Source organism: Thiohalocapsa sp. ML1 (genome assembly GCF_001469165.1).
Classification (GTDB): domain Bacteria; phylum Pseudomonadota; class Gammaproteobacteria; order Chromatiales; family Chromatiaceae; genus Thiohalocapsa.
The window spans coordinates 17,536-33,785 of record NZ_JABX01000055.1 but is presented as its reverse complement, the minus strand read 5'-3'; the positions used below and the strand labels follow the sequence as shown (position 1 = coordinate 33,785).

Below are 16,250 nucleotides of genomic sequence, written 5' to 3'. Positions count from 1 at the left end.
CGGCGCCGAGCCGGCTCGGACTGGGACCGCCGGCTTTCAGCCGGCTTCGCGTGCCGGGGGCTCGATGCCCCCGGCGCGCGATCTGCGGCGCGGGAGCCAGGCGGTTGCCCATGCCGCGCCGCCGGGCGGACGACTGCGCAGGTGCCCTCTGATCGGCCCGGACGCCGCCGACGCGGCATCGGGCCGCATCGGCGCCGAGCCGGCTGGAAAGCCGGCGATCCCAGTGCGCCGAGCCGGCTGATGACCTGCGCCGGCTCAGGCTGCACGGATTCATCGCCCGCATCCCGCACACGCAACGCTACTAGGTCACCCGCCTCGACAAGCACGTCACGTTGTTTTCGACCAAGCGCAACGCCCGTGTCCTGCGTCCCGGCCTCTCGCAGCGCTTCGACGCTTGTCCGAAGGCGCCCAAACGCCCCTCGCCGACGCCGTCAACCGCCTGGATGCCGCCTTCGACAGCCTCATCGCCGAGGCCGAACTAGGCACTGCCGGTCGCTCAGCGCGGCGGCGCGCCCCCCGGCGGCTCGGCCCGCAGCCGCCGCAGGCCGTGCGCATAGGCGGCCTCGACCGCCTCGGCGAGCTCCGCTTCCGGGCAGGGTTGCTTGAGGCAGCGGTAGACGCCGCCACGGTTCATGGCGTCGAGCAACTGCACGACATCGATGCTGTCGGCGAGCAGCACCCGCGGCACGGCGGGGTGCCGCTCCCGCAGCAGGGCGAGCAGGTCCAGCGCGTCGCCGCCGGGCAGGCCTAAGTCGCAGAGCACCAGCTCCGGCGGCTCCCGCGCGACCAGGCCCAGCACCCGATCCGCGTCCACCTCGTGCAGCACGGCCCAACCCAGGCGGCCGAGCTGCGTGGTGACCTGCCTGAGCTGCGCCGTGTCGTCGCCCACCAGCAGCGCCCGCCGGGTCAGCGCGGGCGCGAGGTCGTCGGGCAGCGCCCGGTCGCCGTCGCGCAGCAGCGCCACGAAGGCGTCCGCGGGCATGGGACGGCCGATGCGATAGCCTTGCAGCAGGTCGCAGCCGAGCACCGCGAGCTGGCGGATCTGGTGGTCGTGCTCGACGCCCTCGGCCACCACGCGGATGCCCAGGTGGTGCGCCATCAGGATGGTCGCGCGCACGATGGCGAGGTCATCGGAGCCGGGCATCAGGCCGCTGATGAAGCTGCGGTCGATCTTGAGATAGTCGAACGCGAAGCGCTTCAGATAGCCGAGACTCGCGTAGCCGGTGCCGAAGTCGTCGAGCGCGATGCCGACGCCGAGCCCGCCGAGTGCGATCAGCTCGGCCTCGGCGCGGTCGGGGTCCTCGATCAGGATGTTCTCCAGCACCTCCACCTCCAGCAGGGTCGGGTCCAGGCCCGTTTCCGCCAGCACCGCCTCCACATCGGCGGCAAGATTGCCGCCGGTCAGCATCGCGGCGGACATGTTGACGCTCACCCGCACCCGCGGCAGCCCCGAGCGCTGCCAGCCGACCACCGTGCGTGCGGCCTCGCGCAGCACCCAGCGGTCGAGGTCCAGCGCCATGTCGCTCTTCTCGATGGCCTCCATGAAGTGCTCGGGCGTCACCAGCACGCCGTCGGGGCGGCGCCAGCGCAATAGCGCCTCGGCGGCGACGATGGTGCGCTGGGCGAGGTAGAGCTGGGGCTGGAAGTGCAGCTCGAACTGGTTGGTGGCGAGCGCGGTGCGCAAGGTGCGCGCAAGCGCAAGCTGCCGCTGCGCGGCCTCCGTGAGCCCCGGCTGGTAGAACGCGATGTTGCCGGGTCCCGCCGTCTTCGCCCGTTGCAGCGCGGCGTCGGCATCGCGCAGCAGCGCAGCGGCGGTGATGTCGTCGCGCGGATACAGGGCAAGGCCGATGCAGCAGCTAAGCGCCACGGTGGCGCCGTCCGGCACGCTGAACTCCTCCCGCAGCGCGTCCTGCAGCAGCACGGCGTTGCGGCTCGGCGACGCGCCGCGGTGCGGCAGCTCCAGCACCACGGCAAAGGTGTCGCCGACGGTGCGCGCGAGGGTCGCATCCGCTGGCAGTTGCGCCGCGAGCCGGCGCGCCGCCGACGCGAGCACCGCGTCCGCGGCATCGTGCCCGAAGCTCGCGACGACCCGCTTGAAGCCGTCGAGGTTGAGCAGCATCAGCACCAGCGGGCGGTCCGCCACCCGCGCCGATTGCAGCGCCTGCTCCAGGCGCGCGCGCAGGAGCCGCTGGTTCGGCAGACCGGTGATGGGGTCGTAGTGGGTGAGATGCTCGATTTCCTCCTCGGAGCGGCGCATCCGTGTGATGTCGCTGAACACGCCGATGCGGTTGCGCACCGTGCCGTCGGCGTTGCGGATCTCGCTGATGCTGAGCCACTCCGCGTACACCTCGCCGTCCTTGCGGCGGTTCCAGAGCTCCCCGCGCCAACTGCCGGCAGCGCTGATCTGCCGCCACATGGCGCGGTAGAACTCGCGCTCCTGGCGACCGGATTGGAGCAGGGACGCCGGCTGGCCGATGGCCTCCTCGGCGCTGTAGCCGGTGATGGCGGTGAAGGCCGGGTTGACGGCGACGATGCGGTTGTCCGCATCGGTGAGCATGATGCCCTCGGTGGTGTTCTCGAACACGGCCCGCGCGCGCTGCTCCAGCTCCTCGGCACGGCGCCGATCGGTGAGGTCGTACCAGGTGGCGAGCAGCGCGCGCTGGCCATGCAGCTCCACCCGCGTCAGGGTCACGTCCACATGCAGCGGCGAGCCGTCGCGGCGCCGGTGCTCCCATTCGAAGCGGCAGCGGCCGGTGGCCAGCGCCTGCCGAACCATGGCCGTGCCCTTGTCCGCCGACGGCACGCCATCGGGCTGCGTCGGCGGCGACAGCTCGGCGGGCGGTACCCCGAGCAGCTTGCTGGCATCGGTGCAGCCCATGAGCTCGCAGGTGGCTCGGTTGGCGGCGGTGAAGCGCCCGTCCGCGTCCAGCGTCAGCATGGGCTGGCCGGCAGACTCGAACATGGTGCGGTAGCGCAGCTCGCCCTCGCGCAGCGCCGCCAGCGCGCGGCGCCGCTCCGTGATGTCCACCAGATAGCCGTGATAGGCGAGCAACGCGCCGGCGGCGTCGCGGCGGATGCGCGTGTAGTCATACACATGGCGCCAGTCCCCGTCGGGACCGCGGACGCGATACTCCTGCTCGAAGTCATCGACGCCGGCCTCGGTGTACGCGGCGATCTCGGCGCCGACGCGCGGCATGTCGTCGGGGTGGAGCAGGTCCGCAAAGGCGAAGCCGCCTTGCGCGAGCGCATCCGGCGCTACGTCCAGGTGCAGGTGCGCGTTCGGCGAGCACTGCGCCACCGGCCAGCCGGGCTGCGGCAGCCAGCGGAACACCATGGCGGGGCCGCTGGTGAAGAGCTCGTGCTCCTCTTGCAGGCGGGCGTTCAGCGCCAGCAGCTCGGCCTCGTTGGCCTTGATGGCGGAGATGTCCTCGACGGTCCAGATGACGCCCCGGGTCAGGTCCGCCGGCCGCGCCGTGTCCAGGGCGGCACCGGAGATCAGGCACCACACCGCGCTGCCGTCCCGGCGCGCGAGCTGATACTCCAGGTGCAGTTGGTCGCGCTCGCGCAGCTCCGCGTAGTGGCCGGCGCCGAAGGCGTCGAAGCGCGCATCGCTCAAGTGCAGGGTGCGGACGCTCTTGCCCTCCAGCTCGCACGGATCGGCGTAACCCAGAATCTCCGCGAGCCGGGCGTTGGCGCGGGTGATGATGCGCTTGCCCGTGAGCAGCATGATGCCGACGTTGGCGTGGTCGAAGATGGCCCGCAACTGGGCCTCGCTGTCGCGCAGCCGCTCGGCGGCGCGCTTAGATTCCGTGATGTCGCGGTCGGTGCCGCGCCAGCCGACGATACGCCCGTCGGCGCCGCGGATCGGCGTGCCGCTGGTGCTGATAAAGCGCCGCTCGCCGACGGCGGTGAGGCAGACGTTCTCCACATCGGTGAACGGCGTGCCGGCGGCCGCGATGGCGGCGAAGCGGGCCGCTACGCGCTCGGCCTCCTCGGGGGGCATCAGCTCGAACGGGGTGCGGCCCAGCAGCGCCTCGGGCGCGTAGCCGAGCAGCTCCTGCACCCGCTCCGACGCGTAGGTGTAGCGCGCCTCGGTATCGATCTCCCAGACCCAGTCGCCGATGGTGTCGATGAGGTCCTGCAGCCGGGCCTGGTGCGTGGCGAGCTCGATTGCGCGGCGCTCGCGCCCCGAGATGTCACGCACCAGCACGACGCAACCGCGGCGCTCGGCAGCCACCGCGCCCAGCGCCGAGAAGCTCACCTCGGCCGGGAAGGACTTGCCGTCGGCGGTGCGTGCCGGCAGCACGCCGGTGCGCGCAACGGCGGACCGGTCGGCCCCGGCGGCGAGCGCGGCCAGCGACACGGCGTCCGCGAAGAAGTCCCGCAGGGGCCGGCCGGTGACGCGCTCCGGCGACGCGCCGAAGATCGCCTGCACGGCGGGGTTGGCCAGCACGATGCGCTGCCCGGGGTCGGTGAGCAAGAGCGCGTCGCCGATGGCCGCGAAGACGGCGCCGAGCAGGTGGTGGTGGTGCTCGATCTGGCGCAGGTACTCGGTCTGCGGGGTCACGTCCACGAGCATGCTGAGCAGGCAGCGCTCGCCGTCGAGCACCAGCGGCTCGCCGTACAGCTCGACGCCGAGCCGACTGCCGTCGGCCCGCTTGAGCGCGGCGCGACGCGCGCGCACGCTGAGGCCGTCCGCGAGGTCGCGGAAGTAGCCGTCCCGCGCCGCGGGCTCGTCCCACAGGCCGAGCTCCGCGGAGGTGTGCCCGAGCAGCGCACCGCGCGCATGGCCTGTCAGGACCTCGGCCGCGGGGTTCACGTCCAGCAGCAGGCCGTCGTCGAGCCGCGCCAGCATCATGGCCAGCGGCGCCATCTCGAACAGGCGCGCGAAACGTTGCTCGCCGTGGCGTCGCCGCGTGACGTCGGTGACCAGCATGAGAAAGCCCGCGATGCCGCCCGCCGCATCGCCGATGGCCACGGTGTCGCAGGCGACGGCCCGCTCGAGGGCGGCGAGCTCCAGCTCCAGCTCCTGGTTTTGATCGACGCCGAGCCGGCCGATCTGTCGGCGGTAGGCCTCGGCATCGCCGCCTAGGGCCTGCACCACCTCCGCCAGCGACGCCTCATCCACCGACTCCAGCCCGAGCAGGCGCTGCGCCGCCGGGCTCGCGTAGCGGACCTTGCCCGCGGCGTCGGCGGCGATGAGCCCGGGCGCGCGCGGGCGCGCCAGCAGCGCATCCAGCGCGAAGTCGGCGTCCATACGCTCGCGCAGTCGCGTCAGCTCCCGCGCCTGGCGATCCACCAGCTCGTGCAGCAGCTCTTCGTGCCGCGCGCGCAGGTCCTTCAGCAGATCATGGTTGGTGACGATGCCGATGAGCCGCCCCTGCAGGTCCACCACCGGCAGGCGGCGCACGCCGGCCGCCTGCATGCGCGCGACGACGGCGTCGAGCCGTTCGTCGCCGGTGCAGGTGGTCACAGGCGTCGTCATCACGTCCGCCAGCGGGAGCCGGTGCAGGTCCTCGACGAGGGCGTTGAGGCGGTGCACATCGCGCTCGGTCAGCACGCCGACCGGGCGCTCCTCCGCGACCACGAGCACGGAGCTGACCGCCTGGTCCAGCATCAGCTCCAGGGCCGCCTGCACCGGCGCCGACGGCGCCAGCGCGGCGGGGCGGCGCACCATGATGTCGGCAACGCTGCGCCCGCGCGCCGCGTCGGTCAGGTCCAGCGCGCGCACGAAGTCGGTTTGGCTCACGATACCCGCGATGCGGGCCTCGTCATCAAGCAGCACCAGATGCCGAACGCCGCGGCGCAGCATCCGCACGTAGCCGTCCAGAAATCCGACGTGCCGGGCGCAGGTGAGCGGCTCCGGCGTCATGCGCGCGCGCACCGGCATGGCCGCGTGCCCGTGCCCCGCGGCGACGGCGGCGAGGGCATCACGCTCGGTGAAAATGCCGACCGGGTGCGAGCCACTAACGACGATGACCGCGCTGACGTGGCGGGCCTGCAGCAGCTCGATGGCGGCGCCAAGCATGGCCTCTGCATCGATGCAGACGGGGTCGCGGGTGCAGATGTCCGCGAGGGTCAGTTTTCGATACCGCTCCATGCAGGCAATGGCGTCCGGAGTTGGTGGCGGTTGTTATGGTTCTGGGCCCGGCACGCCTTGTCCCGCGCCGGTGCCGCGCGCAGGCGCAATGCGCTATCGACACCGGAGCCGCGGGCGGCATCGGTGGAACCACCACCGCCGCCGACGCGCCCCTCAATCCATTGTCGCGAGACTACGACAATTCGAATCCGCATCCCGGGCAAGCTTAGCTGATGTGGCGATTCGGTGGCGTATAGCTGCGCAGAATAGGACCGAGGGCCATGGAGGCGCCTCCCGTGGCCCTCGGCCCTCGCCCCGAATCAACCGGAGCGGCGATCCGGCTCGGCGCCCGGCCGCCCGGCGACCTTGGCCAGCACGCCGCGCAGAATGTTGAGCTCGGTGCGGTCCGGTCGCGCCCGGTGGAATAGCCGCCGCAGCCGCCGGGCGAGGGTGCCGCACTGCTCGGCGTCGGCGTAGCCGATGGCAAGCAGCGTGTGCATCAGGTGGGCGTGGAAGCCCTCCATCTCGTCCGCCGTCGCCAACTCCGGGCGCTCGTCGGCAACGGCTGCGCTGCCGACGGGGCGTCTGATGAGCTGCCGGCGGATCTCGTACGCGAAGACCTGCGCCGCGGCGGCGATGTTGAGCGAGCTGAAGTCCGGATTGGTCGGGATCTGCACCAGGTAATGGCAGAGCGCGAGCTCGTCGTTGCGCAGCCCCGTCGCCTCTCGCCCGAGCACCAGCGCCACGTCGCCGTGGGCGGCCTCGGCCAGCAGGCGCGCACCGCCGCCCTCGGCATCGAGCAGCGGCCACTCCAGCGCGCGCAGCCGGGCGCTGGTACCGAGCACCAGCCGGCAGCCGGCGAGCGCCTCCGCCAGGCTGTCGTGCAGCGTTGCGGCCTGGAGCAGGTCATCGGCGCCGGACGCCCGGGCCACGGCATCGGCATCGGCAAAGCGCGCGCCCTGCTTCGGGCGCACCAGCGCCAGGCGCGAGAGGCCCATATTCTTCATGGCCCGCGCCGTGGCGCCGATGTTGCCGGAGAGGCTGGTCTCCACGAGCACGAAGCGGATGCGCGGGAGGAGCAGCGCGGGGGCTGCTTGCTGTAGGGCGTCGTCGCTGGGCACCGATTTGGTCCAAAGGTTGTCGAGCACCCGCCAAAGGCTCACACGCAGCCGCCGCGGACGCAACAGCGCGACCGCAATCAACGCACCGAGCTGACGCCGCGCAGCGGACGGCGCATCAGCAGCTTCTAATCGACCCGCCGGTTGCGTTATCGTGCGCCGCATGTCACCCATGATGAACATCGCCGTACGCGCCGCGCGCGCCGCCGGCCGCGTGACCATGCGCTACTTCGAGCGCCTGGACGCGGTCAATATCCAAAGCAAGAGTCGCAACGACTTCGTCTCGGACGTGGACCATGCCGCCGAGGCCGCGATCATCGAGACGCTGCGCGACAAGTACCCGGACCACGCCATCCTCGCCGAGGAGAGCGGCAGCCACGCCGGCAACGCCGGCGGCGACAAGATGGAGTGGATCATCGACCCGCTCGACGGCACCACCAACTATCTGCACGGTTTCCCGCAGTGGGCCATCTCCATCGGCTTCCGCGAGCGCGGGCGCATGCAGCTCGGCGTGGTCTACGACCCGCTGCACGAGGAGCTGTTCACCGCCGAGCGCGGCGCCGGCGCCCAGCTCAACGAGCGCCGCATCCGCGTCTCGCAGCGCCGCGGCATCGAGGGCGCCCTCATCGGCACCGGCATCCCGTTTAAGGATCAGAGCCAGCTCAAGGTGTACTTGCGGATGCTTGAGGCCGTCATCGAGGACACCGCCGGCGTCCGCCGGCCGGGCTCCGCGGCGCTCGACTTCGCCTACGTCGCCGCGGGCCGGCTGGACGGCTTCTGGGAGCTGGGGCTCTCACCCTGGGACTTCGCCGCCGGCGCGCTGCTGGTGACCGAGGCCGGCGGCATGGTCACGGACCTCGCCGGCAGCGAGCGCTATTTCGAGACGCTGAACCTGGTCGCCGGCGGCCCGAAGGTGCAGCGCGCGATGCTGCAGCGCCTGCGGCCGTTCCTGGGGCCGGATCTCCCCGCCTGACCCCGCGGGCGTCTCGCGCCCGCTTCTTTGCTCGCCGCGGTCCCGCCGCGGCCCAACCGGCCCGAGCCGATCATGACCACCGATCTCTCCATCCCGCTCGCCGTCGCCGTCACCGGTGCCGGCGGCAGCGGGGCCATCACCGCGGGCGCCATCCTGCTGGAGGCCGTCGCGGCGGCCGGGCTGTACGGGCTGCTGCGAAGAAGTGTCGGGCCGCAGATTCGCGGCGGCGAGTCGGCGGCGCTGTTGCGCTTCGGGCCGCGCCCGGTGCACTGCGCCGGCGACCGCTGCGACCTGCTCGCGGCGCTGGACTGGGCGAATCATGACCGCTTCGCCGACGAGATCCCGCTCGATGCCGCAAGCCTCGTGCTCGCCGACCCCGCCGGCGGCGAGCTGCCGGCGGCGGTGCGCGCGAGCGGTGCGCGGATCATCGAGATCGGCTTTGCCGCGGCGGCCGCGGGGCCCGGCGCCGGGCACGCGAACATGGTCGCCGTCGGCGCCGTCGGCGCGCTCGCCGGGCTGCCGCTGCCGGCGCTCTTGGACGGCGCCGCTCGACTCCTCGGCGGCAAGGGCGAGGCCGTGGTGACGGCGGCGAGCTTCGGCATCCGCGCCGGCTTCGAGCTGGCCAACCCGGCGGCGGCGCTACGGCCCGCCGCCCCGCTCCCGATCCAGCTCTCGCCGCGCTGGCGCCTCACCGGCAACGAGGCGGCCGGGCTCGGCGCGCTGCGCGCCGGCGTGCGCTTCGTCGCCGCCTACCCGATTACGCCGGCAAGCGAGATGCTGGAATGGCTTGCCCCGCGGCTGGAGCGGCTCGGCGGTGCGCTGTTGCAGGCGGAGGACGAGCTCGCCTCGGTGAACATGATCATCGGCAGCGCCTTCGGCGGCGTGCCGGCGCTGACCGCGACCTCCGGACCCGGCCTGAGCTTGATGCTGGAGGGCATCGGGCTCGCGGTGGCGAGCGAGACGCCGATTGTCGTCGTCAACGTGATGCGCGGCGGCCCGAGCACCGGCATCCCGACCAAGTCCGAGCAGTCCGACCTCAACGCCGCCCTGTACGGCCTGCACGGCGACGCCCCGCACCTGGTGCTGGCGGCGCTCGACATCGCCGACTGCGCCCACACCACTGCCTGGGCGGTGCGGCTCGCGTGGCGGCTGCAGACCGCCGCCATCGTGCTGTCGGACCAGGCGCTCGGGCAGTCCCGCGCCGTGTGCGAGCCGCTCGCCGACTCGTCCGGCGCCGAGCCCGCCGCGCGGCTGCCGGCCGCCGCCGGCACCGGCCCGTACCACCGCTACGCGGACACCGCGGATGGCGTCTCGCCCATGTCCATCCCCGGCGAGCCCGGCCTCGCCTACACGGCGGACGGCCTGGAGCATGGCGCCTCGGGCGCGCCGTCGAGCCGCGCGGCGGACCACCTGGCGCAGCTCGACAAGCGGCTGCGCAAGCTCGCCGACTTCGACTTCGGGCCGGATTGGGCGGACATCGACGGGGCCGGCGCCGAGAACGCCGCGCTCTGCCTCGTCACCTTCGGGAGCTGCCGCGGTGTCGTCGTCGAGGCCGCCGCGCGGCTGCGCTCGTCCGGCCTGGCAGTAACGACCGTTGCGCTGCGGCTGCTCTTGCCGCTCCAGCGCGACGCGCTGCACGCCGCCATCGGCACCGCCGCGGTGCTGGTGGTGGAGCAGAGCCACGGCGCGCAGCTCTTTCGTTATCTCAATGCCGAGCGCGCGCTGCCGGCCGCGGCTCGCTCGCTGGCCCGGCCCGGCCCGCTGGCGCTCACGCCCGCCGAGGTGGTCGCCGCCGCAACAGCCGCCCTCGCCGACGGAGCGCCCGCATGACCCAGACCGCCGACCCCGCAGCACCCCATCGCGACGCCATCCCCAGCCTGCGCGCCAAAGACTACAAGTCCGACATCAAACCCGTTTGGTGCCCCGGCTGCGGCCACTTCGGCGTGCTCGCGGCGCTGACCAAGACGCTCGCGTACCTGGACATCGCCCCGGAGCAGGCGGCCGTGGTGTCCGGCATCGGCTGCTCGTCGCGGCTGCCGGCATACCTGTCCGGCTACGGCTTTCACGGCGTGCACGGCCGCGCGCTGCCGGTGGCCTCCGGGCTCAAGGCGGCGCGGCCGGACCTGACGGTGATTGCCGCGGGCGGCGACGGCGATGGGTTCTCCATCGGCGGCAATCACTTCCTGCACGCCTGCCGGCGCAACCAAGACCTCACCTACATCGTCATGGACAACGAGGTCTACGGCATGACCAAGGGCCAGGCCTCGCCGACCACGCCGCCGGACTGGGCCAAGAGCAAGCTCACGCCGCACGGCACCGGCATGCCGCGCTTCAAGCCCGCGGCCATCGCGCTCGCGGCCGGCGCCGGCTTCGTCGCGCGCGGCTTTGCCGGCGACCCCAACGGCCTGACCGAGCTGCTGGCGGCGGCCATCCAGCACCCCGGCTTCGCCTTCGTGCACGTACTGAGCCCGTGCCGCACCTATCGCCCCGAGCAGCAGGACTGGAAGACCGAGGTGCACCCCTGCGTGCTCGGGCCCGCCCACGACATCGCCCACGCCGCAGAGCTGCTGCAGCGCGACGATGGCCTTGCACTCGGCATACTCTACGAGCAGCGGTTCCCGGTGTACGCGGACGGTGTCAGCGCCGACGCCGCCGGGCGCCTGGCGGACATCGAAGCGGAGCTGTGCCGATGAGTGAGGACCAAGCCGACGTCATCGAATCCTTAGGCGAATTCATCGCCCACGCGCTGGAGCTGGAGCACGCCTCCGAGGCCCATTACACCCAGCTCGCGGACAGCATGGCCGTGCATCACAACGCGGCCGTGGAGACGCTGTTCCGCCAGCTCGCGGAGCTGAGCACCGCGCACGCGGCGGCCATCGCAGCCCGGGTCGGCGACACCGAGCTGCCGCGCATCCCGCCCTGGGGCTTCAAGTGGGAGTGCCCCGGCGCGCCGGAGAGCAGCGACTGCCTAGAGGGCGACGTCAGCTACCGCATGACGACGCTCCAAGCCATCGAGGTGGCGCTGCACAACGAGCGCCGCGGCCACGCCTACTACCTCCACGTCGCCGACACCGCCACCGATGCCGACGCCCGGGCGCTGGCCGCCGAGATGGCCGCCGAAGAGGCCGAGCACGTCGCCATGCTGGAGAGCCTGCTCGCCGGGCAGACCGACGCCGACCAAGCGCCCACACCCGACGACCTCGACCCGCCGCACATGCCGGGCTGAGCGGCAGCGTCCCGCCGGCGCCCACCGACGGCAGGAACCGGCCTTGGCCTTGGCCGCCGCCGGCAGGATGCCGGCGCCACACAGGGCTGGACTCCGCACGCCCACTGTGCTGATGTTCGCTCAACCGTCGGCAACAGCGCGGCCGGAGGGCCGAGGGCCGAGGGCCAAGGCAGCCCGCCTCGGCCCTTGCCCCTTGCCCCTTCCGCTTGCACGAACGAGCGAGGTGCGCCACACGGCGCGCCCTGCCCTGATCGGTCTGAGACTCCGCCTTCCTGAGACATGGGACTAGCAAGACGACTCTACGAGCAGCTCGATACGGCGGCGGACGACCGTGCCCGCTTCCGGCTCCTCATCGACGCCATCGGCCAGCTCGAAGAGGGCTGGCCGCAGCCGGGCGAGATCGCGCGCCGCTCGGACGTGCGCGAGGCCGAGCTGCGGCTGGAAGTCCAGCTCGCCAACGTGCGCAAGGAGATCGAAGAAGTTCGCAAGGAAGTCGAAGTGGTCCGCAAGGAGATCGAAGTGGTCCGCAAGGAGATCGTGCAGAGCAAGAACGACCTCATCAAGTGGCTGGTGCCCCTCATGTTCGGCCAAGTCGCGCTGATCGCCGCGCTCGTCAAGCTGCTGTAGCGGCGCCGGCCCGATATACGGCACCGTCAGCCGGTGCGCACGGAGCAGACCGGCAGCCTGCCGAAGGGCCGAGGGCCAAGGGAGGGCGCATCGGCCCTCGGCCCTCGGCCCTTCCACTTGCTTCTCGCGACACCGCTCCAGCGGTGTCGCGCCTGTGCGGGCGCTCCGCGCCCCAGGCATTCCGGCGACAGGCACAGCGCTCGGCGCAGCGCGGCGCCGTCACTCGGCAGCGGCGCCGCCGCGGTCCGGCAGCAGCTCGGCGAGGATGGCGGGGTCATCGAGGGCCTGGAGGGTGGTTTCGATGAACATCGCTGCCCGCAGGTCCAGGTCGGCGCACAGGGCCTCCGCGTCGCGGGCGTCGACCCAGGATCTGCTCGACCGCGGTGGCGGCAATGGCGGTGGGGCAAGCGGCGGAGGTGATGCTGGGCATGGGGTTCGGCTGGATGCCGCTGCCCGATCGCTTGACCGATGCGTGGGCGCGGGTATGCTGCGGAACAGCGAGCACAACGCCCGGAGCGCATACGACGCCATGCTGAGCCCAATGTCCAGGAACCCGCTGACCCCATGAGCATCATCGCCGTTGTCGGCAACAAGGGCGGCACCGGCAAGACCACTCTGGCGCTGAACCTCGCGGCCGGGCTCGCGGCGCGGGGCGATGCCGTGGTCATCGTCGATGCGGACCCGCAGCAGTCGGCCTATCAGTGGCGGCTCGCGGGCGATGCGGACAACGGGCTGCCGCACGTCGTCGCCGCCGCGCTGGGCTTGCCCAAGACCGTGCAGGCGCTACGCGACGCGCATGAGCACGTCGTCATCGACTGCCCGCCGTCCATCAAGGCACCGCAGGCGGAGGCGGCGCTGCGGCTCGCGAACTATGCGCTGGTGCCGGTGCAGCCCTCGCCGATGGATCTGTGGGCCACCACGCACATCGCGAAGGTCATCGAGCGGCTGCGCGCGGAGAACCCGGGGCTTCGTGCACTCATCGTCATGAGCCAATTGGAGCCGCGCACGACACTGTCGAAGCTGATGCCGGAGGCGGCCATGGAGATGGACCTGCCCGTGGCGGCGGTCGGCATCCGCAGGCGCTCCATCCATCGACATTGCGTGCTGGAGGGCAGGAGCGTCTTCCAGGCCGGCAAGCGCGGTCTCGAGGCCGCGGCCGAGATCGATCAACTGCTGACGGAGCTTCTGAACCATGGCTGATACCAATGGCTGACACGAACCGAACCGGGCAGCGCCTGCTCGACTCCATCCGCAAGGCCAAGACCGGCGACGCACCCGCCGACACCCCGGCCGCCGCCGCGGCCGCGTCGGCGCCGCCGAGCCCGACACCACCCCCACGCAAGACCGCCCCGCGCAAGACCGCCGCCAAGAAGGCCCCGGTGCGCAAGGTCGCGGCAAAGCAGGCGTCCGTGCGCGACGCCGCGGCCAGCCCGGCACCGGCCAAGCCCCGCGCCGGCGCCGAGCCCGCACCGCGCAATGCCACCACCGCGGCGCCCTACCCGATGCCCGCCACGACGCGGCCGCAGCCCAGTGCCTATCCGGGCACAAGCGCGGAGGATGATCCCTTCCGCAGTCCAGACCGGGTTTGGCCCGACTGAGCCCGGCCGATCCACAACCGGCAAAGCACGCACGCATGCTCCTCGACACCTGCCTCGGCGGCGATGACCAAGCACCGCGCATTTCCGCCGCACAGGGGAGTGCCTTTGCGAAGGACATCGCCGGCGATTTCAACCCGATCCACGACGCCGACAGCCCGCGCTTCTGCGTGCCCGGCGACCTGTTGTTCGCGCTGGTGCTGACCAAGGCCGGCCTGAGCAGCCGCATGGAATTCCAGTTCACCGGCATGGTGGGCGCGGACGTCCCGCTCCGGCTCGATATCTCGGCGGACCAGGTGACGGTGCGCGACCAAGCCGGAAAGCCCTGCCTCAGCGTGAGCCGCGCCGGCCCGTCCACGCAGGACCCCGAGCTGATCGAATCGCTCATCCGCTGCTACGTCGCCTTCTCCGGCCACAACTTCCCGCACTTCCTGGTGCCGCTGATGGAAGGCCACGGCGTGATGATCAACCCCGAGCGGCCGCTGGTCATCTATGAGCGCATGTCCTTTGAGCTCTCCCGACTAGATCGGCCGGCGGACGGCATCCAGCTCACCGACAGCACACTGGACATCAGCGGCCGACGCGGCGATGCGCGTCTGTGTTTCGACCTGACAGCCAACGGCGAGCGCATCGGCGAAGGCGCCAAGAAGCTGCTACTGAGCGGCTTGCGGCCCCTGGAGCAAGCCACCTTGGACGGCTTGGTGGCCAAGTACCACGGGTGGGCGGCCGCGTACCGGGAACAGGAGCGCGGCTGATCGCGCAGCCCGGCGCCAACACCCACTCACCCTTCCCACTTCCCACTTCAAACTTCCAACTTCCAACTTCCAACTTCCCACTTCCCACTTCCCACTTCCAACTTCCCACTTCCCACTTCCCACTTCCCACTTCCCACTTCCCACTTCCCACTTCAAACTTCAAACTTCAAACTTCAAACTTTCCCCATGCCCACCAACACCCTCGAAACCTTCGAGAACCCCGCGCCCGGCCGTGACTACATGATCCGCATCCGGGTGCCGGAGTTCACCTGCCTGTGCCCGAAGACCGGCCAGCCCGACTTCGCGGAGCTGACCATCGAGTACATCCCGGACGTGCGCTGCGTGGAGCTGAAGAGCCTCAAGCTCTACGTCTGGTCCTTCCGCGAGGAGGGCGGCTTCCACGAGGCCATGACCAACCGCATCCTAGGCGACCTCGTCGCCGCCACGGAGCCGCGCTTCATGCGGCTCACGGCGGACTTCAACGTGCGCGGCGGCATCTACACCCGGGTGGTCGCCGAGCATCGCGCCGCGGGCTGGGAGGCGCCGCCAGTCGTTCAGTTGCCGTGAGGGCCGGCATCGGCATCGGCGTCGATGTCGGCACCAGCGGGGTGCGGGCGGTGGCGCTCGGCGCCGCCGGCCGCCGCCTCGCCGAGGCCGAGGCACCGCTGCCGGCGCCGCTGCGCCCCCCCGGCGGCGGCGTTGAGCAGGACCCGGCGCTGTGGTGGCAGGCCCTCCTCCGGGTGCTGCGAGAGCTGTCCTCCAAGCTCGATCTGTGCAATAGCGACTGTGCGCTGTGCCTGGACGGCACCTCCGCCACGGTGCTGCTCGCCGACGCCGACGGCCGGCCGCTGACGTCGGCGCTGATGTACAACGACGCCCGCGCCATCGAGGCCGCCGCGCTGGTGGCCGACATTGCCCCTGCTGATTCCGCGGCACGCGGCCCCGGCGCGAGCCTGGCCAAGGCGCTGCACCTGCTGGCCCGGCTGGGCGAGGCTCCGGACGGCGTGCGCGTGCTGCACCAGGCCGACTGGCTCATGGGCCGGCTGCTCGGGCGCTGCGGCGACAGCGATTGGAACAACGCGCTCAAGCTCGGCTTTGACCCGGCCCGCGGCTGCTGGCCGGATTGGCTCGCAGGGCTGCCGCTGCCGGCGAGCGCGATGCCGCGCGTGCACGCCCCCGGCACGCCCCTCGGGACCCTGTGCGACGTCGCCGCCGCCGACACCGGCCTGCCGCCCGCGACCCTGATCTGCGCCGGCACCACGGACAGCACCGCCGCCGTGCTCGCCACCGGCGCGCGGGAGGTCGGCGACGCCGTGACGAGCTTGGGCAGCACGCTGGTGCTGAAGATCCTCGCCGAGCGCCCGGTGACGGCGCCGGCCTGCGGCGTCTACAGCCACCGCATCGGCGCGCACTGGCTGGCGGGTGGCGCGTCGAACACGGGCGGTGCGGTGCTGCGCGCCCATTTCGATGCGGCGACGCTCGCCGCGCTCAGCGCGCACATCGACCCGAGCCGCCCGAGCGGCCTCGACTACTATCCACTGCTCGGCCCCGGCGAGCGCTTCCCGGTGCAGGACCCGACGCTCGCGCCGCGCCTCGCGCCGCGCCCGGCAGACGACGTGCGCTTTCTGCATGGGCTCCTGGAGGGCATGGCCCGCATCGAGCGCGACGGCTACGCCCTCCTGACCCGGCTCGGCGCACCAACGCCCCGGCGCGTGCTCAGCATCGGCGGCGGCGCCCGCAATGGCGCCTGGTCGGCGATCCGTCGGCGCCTGCTCGGCGTCGAGGTGACGGCCGCCGCGGAGCAGGCCGCCGCCGCGGGCGTTGCGGCGCTCGCGCTCGGCGCCCTGACGCCGCGCTGACGACGAGGCCAGCGCCCG

At 72.1% G+C, this 16,250-nt stretch carries 13 protein-coding genes; 10 read left to right on the top strand and 3 right to left on the bottom strand.

Annotated elements, in window-relative coordinates; all coding sequences use genetic code 11:
* Positions 1-496: 496 nt before the first annotated feature.
* Both ML01_RS23565 and ML01_RS23560 read right to left on the bottom strand, forming a co-directional pair.
* Complete coding sequence (locus ML01_RS23565) at positions 497-6,100, bottom strand: PAS domain S-box protein (protein WP_058557836.1); 5,604 nt, start codon at positions 6,098-6,100, stop codon at positions 497-499.
* A 299-nt stretch (positions 6,101-6,399) separates the two neighbouring features.
* Positions 6,400-7,200 (bottom strand): RNA methyltransferase, encoded by an 801-nt coding sequence (locus ML01_RS23560; protein ID WP_254045366.1) that lies wholly within the window; start codon positions 7,198-7,200, stop codon positions 6,400-6,402.
* Positions 7,201-7,360: 160 nt separating this feature from the next.
* On the opposite strand from ML01_RS23560, the gene ML01_RS23555 reads away from it, so the two are divergent.
* The 5 genes from ML01_RS23555 to ML01_RS23535 all read left to right on the top strand — a co-directional run bounded on the left by ML01_RS23555 (position 7,361) and on the right by ML01_RS23535 (position 12,023).
* Positions 7,361-8,170, top strand: a complete 810-nt coding sequence (locus tag ML01_RS23555) for an inositol monophosphatase family protein (protein ID WP_058557839.1) — start codon at positions 7,361-7,363, stop codon at positions 8,168-8,170.
* Positions 8,171-8,242: 72 nt separating this feature from the next.
* A complete protein-coding gene (locus tag ML01_RS23550) occupies positions 8,243-10,000 on the top strand; it encodes a 2-oxoacid:acceptor oxidoreductase subunit alpha (RefSeq protein WP_082674592.1) in 1,758 nt (585 codons plus the stop codon).
* Positions 9,997-10,863 (top strand): 2-oxoacid:ferredoxin oxidoreductase subunit beta, encoded by an 867-nt coding sequence (locus tag ML01_RS23545; RefSeq protein ID WP_058557835.1) that lies wholly within the window; start codon positions 9,997-9,999, stop codon positions 10,861-10,863. The genes ML01_RS23550 and ML01_RS23545 overlap by 4 nt, the downstream gene beginning before the upstream one ends.
* Positions 10,860-11,396 carry a ferritin-like domain-containing protein gene (locus tag ML01_RS23540; RefSeq protein ID WP_058557834.1) on the top strand — a complete coding sequence of 179 codons (537 nt, stop codon included), beginning with the start codon at positions 10,860-10,862 and terminating at the stop codon, positions 11,394-11,396. Before ML01_RS23545 ends, ML01_RS23540 begins: the two co-directional genes overlap by 4 nt.
* A 279-nt stretch (positions 11,397-11,675) precedes the next feature.
* Positions 11,676-12,023 (top strand): hypothetical protein, encoded by a 348-nt coding sequence (locus ML01_RS23535; RefSeq protein WP_058557833.1) that lies wholly within the window; start codon positions 11,676-11,678, stop codon positions 12,021-12,023.
* A 219-nt stretch (positions 12,024-12,242) separates the two neighbouring features.
* On the opposite strand, the gene ML01_RS29785 is transcribed toward ML01_RS23535, so the two are convergent.
* Positions 12,243-12,416 (bottom strand): hypothetical protein, encoded by a 174-nt coding sequence (locus tag ML01_RS29785; RefSeq protein ID WP_162268092.1) that lies wholly within the window; start codon positions 12,414-12,416, stop codon positions 12,243-12,245.
* Positions 12,417-12,587: 171 nt separating this feature from the next.
* On the opposite strand from ML01_RS29785, the gene parA reads away from it, so the two are divergent.
* The 5 genes from parA to ML01_RS23510 all read left to right on the top strand — a co-directional run bounded on the left by parA (position 12,588) and on the right by ML01_RS23510 (position 16,232).
* On the top strand, positions 12,588-13,223 hold the full coding sequence (gene parA / locus ML01_RS23530) for a ParA family partition ATPase (RefSeq protein ID WP_058557832.1): 636 nt from the start codon (positions 12,588-12,590) through the stop codon (positions 13,221-13,223).
* Positions 13,224-13,228: 5 nt separating this feature from the next.
* Positions 13,229-13,621, top strand: coding sequence for a hypothetical protein (locus tag ML01_RS23525; protein WP_058557831.1), 393 nt, complete (start codon positions 13,229-13,231; stop codon positions 13,619-13,621).
* 35 nt (positions 13,622-13,656) lie between these two features.
* The gene (locus ML01_RS23520) at positions 13,657-14,373 is read left to right on the top strand and encodes a DUF3581 family protein (protein ID WP_058557830.1); all 717 of its coding nucleotides are present in this window, start codon (positions 13,657-13,659) and stop codon (positions 14,371-14,373) included.
* A gap of 186 nt (positions 14,374-14,559) precedes the next feature.
* Entirely contained in the window at positions 14,560-14,940 is a 381-nt protein-coding gene (gene queF / locus ML01_RS23515) for a preQ(1) synthase (protein WP_058557829.1), read from the top strand.
* Positions 14,937-16,232, top strand: coding sequence for an FGGY-family carbohydrate kinase (locus ML01_RS23510; protein ID WP_058557828.1), 1,296 nt, complete (start codon positions 14,937-14,939; stop codon positions 16,230-16,232). Before queF ends, ML01_RS23510 begins: the two co-directional genes overlap by 4 nt.
* Positions 16,233-16,250: the final 18 nt, after the last annotated feature.

Coding starts and splice junctions, on each gene's coding strand:
- ML01_RS23565 (WP_058557836.1), bottom strand. CDS start 6,100: ATGGAGCGGTATCGAAAACTGACCCTCGCGGACATCTGCACCCGCGAC.
- ML01_RS23555 (WP_058557839.1), top strand. CDS start 7,361: ATGTCACCCATGATGAACATCGCCGTACGCGCCGCGCGCGCCGCCGGC.
- ML01_RS23550 (WP_082674592.1), top strand. CDS start 8,243: ATGACCACCGATCTCTCCATCCCGCTCGCCGTCGCCGTCACCGGTGCC.
- ML01_RS23545 (WP_058557835.1), top strand. CDS start 9,997: ATGACCCAGACCGCCGACCCCGCAGCACCCCATCGCGACGCCATCCCC.
- ML01_RS23540 (WP_058557834.1), top strand. CDS start 10,860: ATGAGTGAGGACCAAGCCGACGTCATCGAATCCTTAGGCGAATTCATC.
- ML01_RS23535 (WP_058557833.1), top strand. CDS start 11,676: ATGGGACTAGCAAGACGACTCTACGAGCAGCTCGATACGGCGGCGGAC.
- parA (WP_058557832.1), top strand. CDS start 12,588: ATGAGCATCATCGCCGTTGTCGGCAACAAGGGCGGCACCGGCAAGACC.
- ML01_RS23525 (WP_058557831.1), top strand. CDS start 13,229: ATGGCTGACACGAACCGAACCGGGCAGCGCCTGCTCGACTCCATCCGC.
- ML01_RS23520 (WP_058557830.1), top strand. CDS start 13,657: ATGCTCCTCGACACCTGCCTCGGCGGCGATGACCAAGCACCGCGCATT.
- queF (WP_058557829.1), top strand. CDS start 14,560: ATGCCCACCAACACCCTCGAAACCTTCGAGAACCCCGCGCCCGGCCGT.